This is a genomic window from Vibrio sp. 2433-A1, assembly GCF_056726085.1.
In genome coordinates, this window is the sequence record NZ_JBRESC010000001.1 from 1 (window position 1) to 13,976 (window position 13,976).

Sequence of the window (13,976 nt, forward strand, 5' to 3'; positions counted from 1 at the left end):
AGTAAAAATCCACCTGCATAGCAGGTGGCTTTGAAAGGCCCCCTAAAAGGGGGCTCACTGTTAGTTTTCTAACCCCAAACGCATCTGACGCTCTTCTTCTTCCTTTCCAACACGATCTTGGTGCCGGACATACCTACGTATAATTTCCTCATTCATCCCTACTGAATCAACGAAGTAGCCTCTTTGCCAAAATTTGTTACCCCATAATTTCTTCTTTCTTAAATACGGAAATTTGTTGAACAAGCGAATTGCGGTTCGTCCTTTTACAAAACCCATATATGTCGAAACACTCAAGCTAGGTGGCAATCTCACGACCAGATGCACGTGGTCTACTTGAACATTCAGCTCTACAACCTTACAGTTCTTCATATTACTGTAGATATAGATACTTCGGTAAAGCTCCTTACCCAAATTGCCTTTCAAGATTTTCAGGCGGTATTTTGGCGTCCAGACTATGTGGTACTGACACCTATAATATACGTGTGAGGCGGATTCATATTTGCTCATGTTCTTTATTTCCTTCATTTGCTGGTTACAAACGAGGACATCTTGAACATGAGCGTTCTTCGGGCATAGCCCAAAGGAACGATCACCACCTTCTAAAGAAGGTGGTTTAAGGTTAGAAAATAAAAAGCCGACCTTAGTAAGGTCGGCTTTGGCGCTAAATACTCGCAGACATATTACGCTTCTTCAGCATGCTCTTTACGTAACTGTTTAGCTGCAAGAACCATGTTAGCTAGTGACGCTTCTGTTTCTTGCCAGTTTCGTGTTTTAAGCCCGCAATCCGGGTTTACCCATAGGCGCTGAGCTGGAATCTTCTCTGCTGCTTTATTGATTAAACCTTCGATCCACTCTTTAGTTGGAATGTTAGGCGAGTGAATGTCATACACACCTGGGCCAATTTCATTCGGGTAATTGAACTCTTCAAACGCTTTAAGCAGTTCCATATTTGAGCGCGATGTTTCAATGGTAATCACGTCGGCATCCAGTGCTGCGACTGAATCAATGATTTCATTGAACTCTGAGTAACACATATGAGTATGGATTTGTGTTTCTGGTTTTGCACTCGCTGCTGAGATCTTAAATGCATCTACCGCCCACTCTAAATACGCTTTGTGGTCACGTTTTTTCAAAGGTAAGCCTTCGCGTATTGCAGGCTCGTCAATTTGGATAATGTTGATACCCGCGTCTTGCAAGTCTGACACCTCGTCACGCAGAGCCAATGCCAGCTGATCAGCAATTTGTTTGCGGGTAATATCTTCACGCGGGAAGGTCCAACACAGAATCGTAACTGGGCCTGTCAGCATGCCTTTCATCTGTTTTGAAGTTAATGATTGCGCGTAAGTAGACCACTCAACCGTGATCGGCTTTTCACGTTCAATATCGGCAACCACGATTGCAGGCTTCACGCAGCGAGAACCATAGCTTTGCACCCAACCAAACTTGGTGGTTTGGAAACCGGCTAAGTTTTCTGCAAAGTACTCCACCATGTCATTTCGCTCGGCTTCACCGTGCACTAGTACATCGAGATCCAGTGCTTCTTGGCGCTTTACCGCGTCTGCAATATGTCCTTTTAGTGCCGCTTGATACTCTTGATCAGGCAACTTTCCGCTGCGATAAGCATTACGTTGAACTCGGATTTCACTCGTTTGAGGAAAAGAACCAATGGTCGTGGTCGGGAACAGAGGGAGACCAAGCACTTCGTTCTGATGCGCTGCACGTTCTGCATATGGTGCACTTCGCTCAGCCAGTGACTTAGTGATGTTATTTAAACGAGCTTGCACCTGAGGTTTATTCACATGTGTTGCCGTCTTACGAGCCTGAATTGGCGTGCTGTAAGTATCACAGGCTAGGAGCGCTTCTTGGCTACCATCCAACGCTTTTCCGAGTAACGCCACTTCGGTCACTTTTTGTTTCGCAAACGCAAACCAACTTTGAACTTCGTCGCTTAAATCGGGCTCTAGGTCTAAATCTACCGGGCTATGCAGCAGTGAACACGAACTTGCCACCCAAAGCTTGTCACCTAGTTTCTCTTTCAATGGTTTCAGTAGTTCAAGTTGCGCACTTAAATCTGCTCGCCACACATTACGGCCATTGACCACACCTGCAGAAAGTACCCAGTTGCTTGGTAACTTCGCCACAACCTGTTCTAGTTGCTCAGGAGAAGCAGACAAATCAATATGCAGGCCATCGACTGCCAGTTCGACAATTTTATCGATTGAGTCGGCCACTGAATCAAAATATGTGGTCAGTAACACTTTGACATCGCTACGAATCACCTGATACGCCAGCTTAAATGAGTCTAACCAAGGTTTGTCCAATTCAAGCGCTAAAATAGGCTCATCGATCTGCACCCACTCAACACCTTGCTTGGCGAGTTTCGCCAGAATCACTTGGTAGGCAGTCAACAAACGTGGCAACAATGACAGTCGGTCAAAGCCTTCTTCAACTTCTTTACCTAGGTATAAATAGCTCAAAGGGCCAAGCAGTACTGGTTTTACATTGTGACCCGCTTTAACTGCTTCATTCACCTCTTCAAACAACTGTGGCCAACTCACTTCAAAGCTATCGTCTTTGCTGAACTCAGGAACAATATAGTGATAGTTAGTGTTAAACCACTTAGTCATGTCTGATGCGGCATGACCACTGCAATCACAGCTCGCTTGAGCCTGACCGCGACCGACCTTGAACAGGGTATCAAGATCTGGGAAGCCGTTTTGGTGACGCTTAGGCACATGCCCAAGTAACAGTGTCGTGGTTAAGACATGGTCATACCAAGCAAAATCACCCGCGGCGACAAAGTCTAGACCCGCATCAGCCTGAGTTTGCCAGTTCTTATTTCGCAGCTCGCTGCCGACAGATTTCAGTTCAGCTTGGCTAATTTCTCCGCGCCAATATTTCTCAAGGGTAAATTTCAGCTCTCGTTTTTCACCAATACGAGGGTATCCAAGTATGTGCGTTGTTGTAGTCATTGTGTTCATCCTTAATTCTGCAAGTTCAAATGTTTTATGCTGTTCAGCCCATCACCTAGGATATCTGGATGGCTAAACTATCTCGCTAAACCGGACATTCGACAATCGACAAATATTCAACTTGTTTATTAAAAATCTTCATGATGATTTATCTCTCAATCACTTAACTAATAATCAACTCTCTTGAAATTTTAGACGTCTAGATGTTTACACACCTACAAAAACACGTTAGGTTAATAATATTCATGCTTAAACAGTCTGACTGAAGGGAATTCATGATAGAGCTAAAGCACTTACGAACACTCACCACACTCAGAGACACAGGGTCACTCACGGCAACTGCGACGGCCTTGCACTTGACTCAATCAGCCCTCTCTCACCAAATTAAAGATTTGGAAGCTCGAATTGGCGGGCAACTGTTTTTGCGTAAAACCAGACCGGTTAAGTTCACGTCGGAAGGAGAGATCTTACTTAAGCTTGCTGATGACGTGCTGCCGAGATTAGCCAAAGCAGAGAATGAGATTGCTAGCCTCAAAGAGGATGTGAACGGTCGATTGCACATGGCAATTGAGTGCCACTCTTGCTTCCAGTGGTTGATGCCAGCGCTTAAAGAGTACCAGGTTGCTTGGCCGAGTGTGACGCTCGACTTTTCATCAGGCTTTGGCTTTGAGCCTTTGCCAGCTTTAATGGCAGGTGAACTGGATCTGGTTATCACCTCGGACATTCAGCCACGTTCTGAAATGCATTATGAGTCGCTGTTTGATTTCGAAATGCGCTTAGTGACATCCATCTCACACCCATTAGCTGGAAAAAAGTGTATCGAGCCAGAGGATCTTGCCGATCAAACTATGCTCTCCTACCCTGTGCAGAAAAACCGCTTAGATGTGGTAAAGCACTTCTTACAACCCGCTGGCATTGAGCCCGCTAAATGGAAACAGGCAGATAATACGTTGATGCTAATTCAAATGGTTTCTGCTGGGTTAGGTGTAGCGGCTTTGCCGAACTGGGCAATCAGTGAGTTTTCGAGGCAAGGCTTAATAAGTAGTATTCCGCTCGGCAATGGCTTATGGCGTCGTTTATTTGCTGCGACGCGTCATGCGGACAAGGATAAACGCTATTTGCAGGCTTTCTTTAATACCGCAAGACAGCAATCTCAAAGTCACCTTGATGGGATTAAAACTGTTTAGGCAGAACATTAAAAAGGAGGCCGAAGCCTCCTTTTTGTTATCTCTCATAAGATTTGAACTGATTGGTCAATGAGTCGTATTGATAACCCAACACGTCTAGCTTACCAATCACGCCTTCTACATCCATTTCATACATAGAAACAAGCTCTTCAAAACTATCACATTCTAGACGCAGCTTTTCATTCACTATGCCTAACAAGATAATGCTATCAAAGTTGCCTACATTGCTCAGGTCCATCGCAGCCTCCTATTCCACATCTACTCTTACAATAGTAGACGCAAATTCACCGCCTTGAAGTGAGCTAGCTTCAAACTCTAAGTTGATTACAGGACAAATAGAGCCTGATTAGATGTTGCAGATAGAAGCAAAAAGACTAGAGCGATGGCAAGCTGACCTTTGTTGATCTCCTTCGATGCAAGCAAGTGCCAAGACCATGCAACAATAGCAGTAATTAGCAATGCAAAGCTGGTTAGCAAAGGCTGAGTCACAGAAGTAAGTACGTCACTCTCTAGGCCATATGCTTTAAGTAATACAGCTAATGACGTCATCATTGCCGCAACTACACCGGTGAAAGGCAGTAAGCGATGAAACGCCTGTAAGCGTGTACGGGCAATGGTTAGTAACAGATGGGCTAATAGAGCACCAAGCAGAAAAACTTGGAATAAAATACTTAAACTCGCTGCAATAGACGTTTGTGCGCCAATTTCAATACCAACATAGGCCAAAGCAAGACCATTGGCGAGATACATCACCCAAATTGGGCCTTGGTCACGTGTCTTCTTGGTTTGCACTTGAGAATAAAAATAGGCAATAGCAAACACCACCATCATGGCTTCAATTCGCAGTGACGCCACCGCAAGCCAAAGTATCGCTAGTGAAGGCAACATTTTATGGATACGGCCTCGCTGACCGGGACAAATATCGCCTTTAACAAGAATAAGGGTCAAAAGAAGTTGAGCGCCCAATAACATTGGCGCAAACACGGCAAGTAGCTGCTGGATCATGGTGTCATCAAACTAAAATTATTACTGGCTGCGGATAATAGCAGACTGGTCGATTTTAGCTATCAGTGAAGTAAGAGATTATATCTTGGTGGGTCACAAGACCGAGATAATCCCCCACCGAATTGACGACAAGCCAAGGCGGCCTAATTCCTTGTTTTAATGTTTCAGAAACTTGGTCATTGTTTTCTTCTAGGGTCAAAGTATGGATATTTCGTCGCATAACCTGATTTAATGTTTTACGACTATTTACAATGTCATTGCGGGTTTCAAACTTGGTTCCCGCTGTTGGCGAAAGATGTAAGTTCACTTCCTCTAACCCCACCACACCCACACACACATTACGATCTAGAACCGGAATCACTTCCAAATTGTATTGCTCGGAGGTAAGTAAGGAGCGCGCTCTTTCTACCGTATCATCGGGTGATAAACAGGGCAGGTGCATCTGAGTAATACCCAGTATATTGGACTTCAGTTTGCGACCTTTTCCAGAAAGGAACTGTTCTAGGTCTTCACAGTAATCCCAGGCCTTTTCTAGGTCATGAATAGGCAATGGTTTTGAGAAGTAATACCCCTGGATGTAATCAACCCCTAACGAGCAAACCGCTTCAAGTTCATTTCTGGTCTCTACACCTTCAGCCACCACTTTAACATTGAGCGTATGAGCCAATTGCGTAATCATTTTGACTATATAGTATTTGTTAGTCCCTTCCATAAGGTTAGTAACAAACTCTTTATCAATTTTAATCACGTCAAAATTACTATCACTCAAATAGGAAAATGAGCTGTACCCAGTACCGAAATCATCAATTGCGACCTGCACCCCTCGGCGGCGAATATTTCTTATCAAAGAAGACTGACGAGATTCGCTATCAAAATAAGCACTTTCGGTTAATTCAATGGTCACGGTTTCTGGTCGTTTAGCGTATTTATGAACTAACGAATCCGCGCTTGCGAGCACTTCATCCGTATCCAACTTGGTATTGAGGGAGCGATTTATCGTCACACCTAAGTGCTGACCAAATCGTTCTTGAATATGGTTAAGGTCTTGCAGCGCTCTTTGCCCCACACACCAATCTAAATCGGCAACCAAATCTAAGTCTTCGGCAATGTTGACCATCTCTTGGGTATTCAACATCTGACCATTTGGCCCTTTAAATCGACTCAATGCTTCAAATTTCACCACGTCCCAATTTTTGGTATCGACTATCGGTTGATAATACACCTCGATATCTTTGGTCTTGATGGTTTTTTCTGCCCATTCCTCAAGCTCTTTTCTCCGCAGTACTTGTTTATGTAGTACCCCGTGATAAAAGGTAATTTGCCCCCGACTCATTACACTATGCTCTAACATCGCTTGAACAGAATGAGCCACCAGCAGTTTGGGATCATGGGTATCTTGACCTAAAACAGAGACACCAATGTGACCTGACATGATTGCATTGTAAATCTGAGTGCCGACATGATGGTTGATCGATGAAAAAAGGCGTCGTATCGCTTGGTGGATCATCCGTACTTGAGACGGGCCTTTGACTTTGTTGCATTCAACGCAAGCAACAAAGTGGTTACTGCCCAAATATCCTACCTCGACCGCTTGCGGCTCTTTGGTCAGGTGTTCGGATAAAAGCGCTTTCAACTCAAAGTCTTCTGTGTGATCAAATGGAGGTTGAAAGGCAACCACCATGGTCACCTTCTCCCTTCCTTCACGTTGGCTTCGATAGGTGACAGCACGGATAAATTGCGTTTGAGTCGGCAGTTGAGTCAGTAGCTCGACACCTCCATGTTCGACATCTTCAATGCGGTAGATATTATTGGAAAGATCGAGTAATACGGCGACATAAAAGATGCCCTCTTCAAGCATGATACGCTGAATCGTCACATCTTGAGGATAGGCTCGGCCTTGCGCACTTTGCAGTAATATCACCCCAGACCAATGGCCTGATTGCTCAATCTCACACCAAATCTTAGTGTAAAAGTTGGCGCTATGCCGATCGGATTGCAATGACGCAAAAGGCTGCCCTTTTAACTCTGAGTTCGCGTACCCCGACAGAGAGAGGAAGTTATCATTGCAGACGATAATGCTGCGTTCTGCATCAATTAATAACACCCCATGATGGGCATTATTGAACAACTGACCAAATAAAGCGCCAATACTCAGAGCAGTCGCTTGAAAGAAAAATAACGGGGTGAGATGCCCAGATGCCAGCTTCCCGTCATCGGTTTGAAAGGTCATTTCAACATAGCAGCATTGATCGCTTTCCAATCTCAAGCAGCAATTAAAACGCTGAGAACCCATTTGCGGCTTAAGATTGGTCAACTTTTCTAATATGATAGTTTGATCGTGATAGCTCATGCACGGCAGTAAAACGTTACCCGTCAGTAAAGGTAAATCTGCATTAAGCACACTCCGGCAGCGTTCTACATCAATATCCAGTCGATGCTTGGCAATATCCCACCGCCATTCGATGGACAAATGATGAGAATACCGCGACAAAGCCGGAATACTGGTGCTAGAGCCTTGCACTTGAGCCATCTATTGCCTCTTTAGTTTAGCTGTAACTACTACTAAAGATTAGAACAATAGTGGCTAACTGACATAACTATTATTAACCAAACACTTCAAGGCTGACTTCTGGCTGACTAAGCCTTTAAACTGACCTTTGTCGTCAACCAAACACCAAGGAAAAGGCCTATCATTCGCGACCAATTGAGCAATTTCCACCTGAGGTGTCTGCCAATGCAAGATCGTCACAATTGGCTGCATGATTCTATTTGCTGGTTTATTCCAATAGGCGTTTTCTTTGTTTGATTCTAAATCTGTCCCCATGTTGGGAGTAAGGTGCAGATTGATGCTTGGTAGGTCGATAAAGCCCACGCACTCTTTCGCCTCAACCACAGGAAAGCATTCATGCTCACCTTCATTAATGTATTGGTAGATCAATGAAAGTGGCTCGCCTGGGTCAATATGATGACAAACTTCAACAATATGAGCCAGAGATTGATCTGATAGACGTTGTTCCTGGTCGGATATTCGATAGCAACCTTGGTCAGTAGGCAGTTTTGTCAAAGGTAGTGGCTTAGAAAAGTAATAGCCTTGAATTAGGTTAACACCAAGAGATCTCATCGAATCTAACTCTTGTTCGGTTTCTACACCTTCCGCAATCACTTCCAAGCCAAGCTTAGCAGATAAGTCGACAAGTGCCTTAACGATGTTGTACTGCCTTGAATCAGGCTTAATGTTTTGAATAAAGGTGCGATCAATTTTTAGCGTATCGAAGTAACACTCTTTCAAGTAACGGAACGATGCACTACCCGTACCAAAATCATCAACCGCAATCTTGATACCGGCCCCTCTTAACAGCGATAAGACCTCCCTGTTCTTTTCATCGTTATCAAAGTAAGCACTCTCGGTAAATTCAAAGGTGATAAGTTCAGGTTCAATGCCTTGGACATCAAGGAGCTTAGCTGCTCGTTCAAGAATGTCGGTTAACTCAGTGGTTGTTTTCAGTGAACGATTCACAGACAAAGAAACATGAGTCCCGAAACGTTGTTGTAAGTCTGGAAACTGCTTCAGAGCACTAACTAAAACAAGATCGTCTAACTCCACCACCTTATCTAAATCTTCAACGGCCTCGATCATCTCTTGGGTTGAAGCGACAAACTCCTCATGCTCAGGAAAACGGCATAGCGCCTCAAACTTCACAACTTGCTGCATCTTCAAGTCCACAATAGGCTGAAAATAGACTTCAATGTTGCCTCTCTTCAATGTCTCGATGACATGTTCTTCAATACGTTTCTTACGCTCAATCTGTTGGTGGATCTGGCGGTCGTAAAAATTAATTCTTCTTTCATGCCCTGAGTGCAACTCCAAAACCGCTTGATAAGCATGAGAAACAAGTTGGCTCGGCGTTTTCGCATCAGCCTGAAACACAGACACACCGGTGACTCCCGATTTTAACGCCATGGCGACCGGCAATTGGGCATGCTTAAAACTATGAAACAACTTTGTAATTGAACGACCAACCTGTGCCACTACATGCTGAGTACTTTGAAATTCAAACGGCAAGCACAGAGCAAAACAGTCGTGACCTAGGTAGCCACAGCAAAGAGTATGGGCATTATCTTTTAGATAACTAGCAAACTGCCTTTTCACTTCTGCTGTGGAGTCCAACTTTGGCTGCAGTGCAATAACGACGATACCTTGTCCCTTTTGTATGTCATTACATGCATTCGTTAGCAGCGCTAAAAAGCCCTCTCGATTTGGCAATTGAGTCAGTAGGTCAATACCGCCACTCTCGACATCGTCGATTCTTTCTAACTTCCCGGAAAGGTCAGTAGAAAGACTGATAAAAAACGGCGCGTGGTTGGTCGATTGAATCTTCTGTATAGTGAGGTCTTGAGGGAAAACACTGCCATCAGCACGGCGAGTTAAGATGGTCCCACTCCAGTGGCCTTGCTGCGATAGTTGCCCCCACAAATGATCGTAGAAGGTATCACTGTGCTTTTCTGCATTGAAAATACTGGTTTTCAGTCCCGCTATTTCATTATTTGCGTAACCCGTTAACTCTTCGTAGTGACGATTACAGACTAAGATATTAGTCAGCTCGTCAGCGACAAGGATGCCATGATGGTCGTTTTCGAACAAAAAGTAGAATACTTCAGTTAATTGGTGCTTATCATTGATGATTAAGCTTGGGGACAAGGTACCTGAAAGTTGATATGGGCTGACCCTCTCAATCTTAATCTCTACATAGGCAAAAAGAATACCCGGAGCGAGTAAGCAACAACTCACTCGTTGCGAATTACCGCTTTCTAAAACTGACTTAAAAGCTTGTTTGATCTGCTTTCGTTGCGACTTAGGCAATAAATCAAACAGCAACCCCGCATTTATTTCATGTTGTTCGTCGCCAAACAACAAAGTCTTAAGCTCTTCATCGCATTGTAGTACCTGACTTTTTATATCAATTTGCCAATCATAAACACTAGATTTATCCCACTGAACCGCAACGGTTTGAGACTTCGACATTTGATTACTCACGTTCAGCACGGTACCCTCAGACAAAATAAGCACTCAGAGTCATAATATAGTGGAATTTATGGAAACAATGTTTTAATTGGTTAACACTTTCAACGCTCCTATATTTCCATAGACAAACCAAGGGAATTTTCTGCCCATCAGATCACAAATATTTGAGGTAGATAGTCGTCGTCCAAGTCGCTATAATTCGCGCTCCTTGAAACTGAGAGCAAAATATGTACAGCAACGTTACTCCTATTCATGAGCACAAAAAATATTGGGCAGAATGCTTTGGCACTGCGCCATTTCTTCCTACTAGCCGTAAAGAAATGGATGCCCTAGGATGGGACAGCTGTGACATTATTATTGTTACTGGTGATGCATATGTTGATCACCCTAGTTTCGGCATGGCGATCATTGGCCGACTACTCGAAGCTCAAGGCTTTCGGGTCGGTATCATTGCCCAGCCAGAGTGGAGCAACAAAAACGCATTCATGAAACTGGGTAAGCCAAACCTATTTTTTGGTATTACCGCGGGCAACATGGACTCGATGATTAACCGCTACACAGCGGATCGTAAACTTCGTCATGACGATGCGTATACGCCGAATAACGAAGGTGGCAAACGTCCTGACCGCGCGACTCTTGTCTACTCTCAGCGCTGCCGTGAGGCTTACAAAGGAGTTCCACTTGTCTTAGGAGGTATCGAGGCAAGCTTGCGTCGTCTTGCGCATTACGACTACTGGTCTGATAAAGTTCGTCGCTCTGTACTTTTTGATGCAAAAGCGGACATTCTCCTATTCGGTAATGCTGAGCGTGCATTGGTTGAGGTTGCCCACCGTCTTGCTGATGGCGAAGATATTTCTACTCTAACCAATATTCGTGGTACTGCGGTCAACCTAGCTGCTGCACCTGAAGGTTATAACATCATCGACTCTTCTCGCATCGAAAAGCCACGTAAAGAAGCCTTTGTTCCGCCAAACCCATATGCAGTTGAAGAGCAATGTGACACAAAGGCAAAAACAGAAGAGCCGGAAGCTAAGCCAATTACCATCCGTCCTTCGCGCCATGATGCAGCGACAACGGCTGTACGAATTCCTCCATTTGAAAAGCTCAATAACGACCGCATTTTGTATGCTCATGCCAGTCGTATTATGCACCTTGAAACCAACCCGTATTCTGGTCGTGCCTTGATTCAGCGCCATGGTGATCGTGAGCTATGGGTAAACCAAGCGCCAATCCCACTATCGACTGAAGAGATGGACCATGTGTTCGGTCTCGCTTATGCCCGTGTCCCCCACCCTATGTATGGCAAAGCGAAAATCCCAGCCTATGACATGATCAAAACGTCGGTGAACATCATGCGTGGCTGTTTTGGTGGTTGTTCATTCTGTTCGATTACTGAACACGAAGGGCGTATTATTCAAAACCGCTCAAAAGAATCTATTTTGAGCGAGCTAGAAGAGATCCGCGATAAGGTACCAGGCTTTACTGGCACAATCTCAGACCTTGGTGGTCCAACGGCTAACATGTACCGATTGGGCTGTAGCGATCCTAAAGCAGAGGCAAACTGTCGTCGCCCATCATGTGTGTTCCCGGGTATCTGTAATAAACTCAATACCGATCACCAACACACCATCGATCTTTACCGTGAAGCACGTAAAGTAGAAGGCGTTAAGAAGGTAATGATTGCCTCTGGTGTACGTTATGACTTAGCGATTGAATCACCAGAGTACGTTCGTGAGCTTGTGACTCACCATGTTGGCGGTTACCTTAAAATTGCCCCTGAACATACTGAAAAAGGCCCTCTGGACCTGATGATGAAACCAGGTATGGGCACCTATGATCGTTTCAAAGAGATGTTTGAAAAGTACAGTGCTGAAGCAGGTAAAAAGCAGTATTTAATTCCATACTTTATCTCAGCACACCCAGGTACCGAAGATGAGGATATGCTCAACTTGGCGCTTTGGCTGAAGAAGAACAACTTCGAATGTGATCAGGTACAAAACTTCTACCCTTCTCCGATGTGTAATGCGACATCAATGTATTACTCGGAAACTAACCCGCTTAAGCGCGTGAAGTACAAAAAGCGTGAAGAGGTGCCGGTAGCCAAAGGTGAGCGTCAGCGTCGACTGCATAAAGCGCTACTGCGTTATCATGATCCTGATAACTGGGCAATCATCCGCGAAGCTCTGATCGGTATGGGTAAGAAGCATTTAATTGGTGATAAGCCAAACTGTCTTGTTCCTACTGAAGACATGGATGCAAAAACGCCAGCTCAGCGCAGAAAGTCAGGCCGTCATGGTTCACAACGTTTTGCGACCAAACATACTAAGAGTCAACCGGGATTTGAGAAGATGAATGGTGAACAACGTGGTAATGGTAAAGGTCGCGGTAAACCTAGTGCTCAAGGTAACAATAATAGCCAGAGCAAAGGTAACCGTAATGGCAAACCAGGTGGAAAACCTAATACCCCTCGTGGTGGTAAGCCAGCCGGCCATGGCAATAACAAGACGCCAGCCGGACGTAAACCAAAGCATCGTTAACATAGTAAAAATCGCAGTTCAGGCTGCGATTTTTATTGTTCTGATGAGAAAAAATTAAGCGTTTGCTGCTTCGAATTCTTTCATAAATTCAACTAATGCCTGTACACCTTCAAGAGGCATCGCATTGTAGATTGATGCACGCATGCCTCCGACTGCACGGTGGCCTTTCAGAGAAACCAGTCCGCGCTCCGCTGCTTGCTCAAGGAAAGCAGCGTCTAGCTCAGGCTTAGCCAATTGGAATGGTACATTCATACGCGAACGGTTCTGTGCGTGAACGTTGTTGATATAGAAGTCTGAGTGATCAATCTGTTGATAAAGAAGCTCTGCCTTCTGCGCATTGACGCTTTCCATAGCGGCAACACCACCTTGCTCTTTCAGCCACTTAAATACTAGGCCTGAAAGATACCAAGCAAACGTTGGTGGTGTGTTGAACATCGAGTCTTTCTCAGCCAGGACTTTGTAGCTCATAAAGCTAGGAAGCAATTCGTTAGCCAGTTCGAGTAAATCATCCCGAACAATCGCGATGCAAATACCCGCAGGGCCAATGTTCTTTTGCGCACCCGCATAGATAACGCCATATTTAGCAACATCAATCTCGCGAGACAAAATGTTAGACGACATGTCCGCTACGATTGGTTTGTCAGTCTGTGGCAGTTCGGAAATTTCGATACCATCAATGGTTTCATTTGGACAGAAATGAACATATGCCGCTTCTGGGTCAATTTTCCAATCTGACGCATTGATAACCGCTGCTTTACCATCAATCTCAGTCTTGGCTATAAAAGTATCAACTTGGCAATATTTGCTGGCTTCATCAATCGCACTTTCTGCCCAGTAACCCGCGTCAACATAAGTCGCTTTCTTAGCCGTTCCCAAAAGATTGAGAGGGACAGCAGCAAACTGAGCTCGCGCACCGCCTTGGCAAAATAGTACTTTATAGTTGTCAGGAATATTGAGTAAGTCACGCAGGTCTTGCTCTGCTTCTTCCGCGACCTGAATAAACTCTTTACTACGATGGCTAATCTCCATGACAGAAGTGCCGAGGTTGTTCCAATCAACCAATTCCTTTTGCGCTTTTTCCATCACAGCTTTAGGTAGGCCCGCAGGACCCGCACTAAAGTTAAACACATTGCCCATTTGTCTTTCCTTGCAGATGATTCAATAATTAATTACTCGATTAATACCATGTTTTAGCACTGATAAAAAGCAAGAAAAGAGGTCTTAAGACCTCTTTTCTCTTTAAGCTGCCAAA

Annotated in this window: 9 protein-coding genes; 2 read left to right on the forward strand and 7 right to left on the reverse strand. The window is 44.6% G+C overall.

The annotated features are described in order from the left end of the window. Positions 1–60: 60 nt before the first annotated feature. Both tnpA and metE read right to left on the reverse strand, forming a co-directional pair. The gene (tnpA, locus tag ACU01J_RS00005) at positions 61–507 is read right to left on the reverse strand and encodes an IS200/IS605 family transposase (protein ID WP_481083863.1); all 447 of its coding nucleotides are present in this window, start codon (positions 505–507) and stop codon (positions 61–63) included. 173 nt (positions 508–680) lie between these two features. Next, positions 681–2,972 (reverse strand): 5-methyltetrahydropteroyltriglutamate--homocysteine S-methyltransferase, encoded by a 2,292-nt coding sequence (gene metE / locus ACU01J_RS00010; RefSeq protein ID WP_481083864.1) that lies wholly within the window; start codon positions 2,970–2,972, stop codon positions 681–683. A 275-nt stretch (positions 2,973–3,247) separates the two neighbouring features. Between metE and metR the strand changes: the two genes are divergently transcribed. Continuing rightward, a complete protein-coding gene (metR, locus tag ACU01J_RS00015) occupies positions 3,248–4,159 on the forward strand; it encodes an HTH-type transcriptional regulator MetR (protein ID WP_481083865.1) in 912 nt (303 codons plus the stop codon). 37 nt (positions 4,160–4,196) lie between these two features. On the opposite strand, the gene ACU01J_RS00020 is transcribed toward metR, so the two are convergent. From ACU01J_RS00020 to ACU01J_RS00035, 4 genes are all read right to left on the reverse strand, one after another. Next, positions 4,197–4,397 carry a DUF4250 domain-containing protein gene (locus ACU01J_RS00020; protein WP_481083866.1) on the reverse strand — a complete coding sequence of 67 codons (201 nt, stop codon included), beginning with the start codon at positions 4,395–4,397 and terminating at the stop codon, positions 4,197–4,199. An 86-nt stretch (positions 4,398–4,483) separates the two neighbouring features. Then, positions 4,484–5,164 (reverse strand): hypothetical protein, encoded by a 681-nt coding sequence (locus ACU01J_RS00025; protein WP_481083867.1) that lies wholly within the window; start codon positions 5,162–5,164, stop codon positions 4,484–4,486. Between the two features lie 55 nt (positions 5,165–5,219). Next, complete coding sequence (locus ACU01J_RS00030) at positions 5,220–7,694, reverse strand: EAL domain-containing protein (RefSeq protein WP_481083868.1); 2,475 nt, start codon at positions 7,692–7,694, stop codon at positions 5,220–5,222. Between the two features lie 54 nt (positions 7,695–7,748). After that, a complete protein-coding gene (locus tag ACU01J_RS00035) occupies positions 7,749–10,187 on the reverse strand; it encodes an EAL domain-containing protein (RefSeq protein ID WP_481083869.1) in 2,439 nt (812 codons plus the stop codon). Between the two features lie 227 nt (positions 10,188–10,414). Here ACU01J_RS00035 and ACU01J_RS00040 point away from each other — a divergent pair, with 227 nt between their 5' ends. Next, positions 10,415–12,724 carry a YgiQ family radical SAM protein gene (locus ACU01J_RS00040; RefSeq protein WP_481083870.1) on the forward strand — a complete coding sequence of 770 codons (2,310 nt, stop codon included), beginning with the start codon at positions 10,415–10,417 and terminating at the stop codon, positions 12,722–12,724. A 54-nt stretch (positions 12,725–12,778) separates the two neighbouring features. Here the strand turns inward: ACU01J_RS00040 and serC are convergent, their stop codons facing one another. Then, positions 12,779–13,861 carry a 3-phosphoserine/phosphohydroxythreonine transaminase gene (serC, locus tag ACU01J_RS00045; protein WP_481083871.1) on the reverse strand — a complete coding sequence of 361 codons (1,083 nt, stop codon included), beginning with the start codon at positions 13,859–13,861 and terminating at the stop codon, positions 12,779–12,781. Between the last annotated feature and the right edge of the window lie 115 nt (positions 13,862–13,976).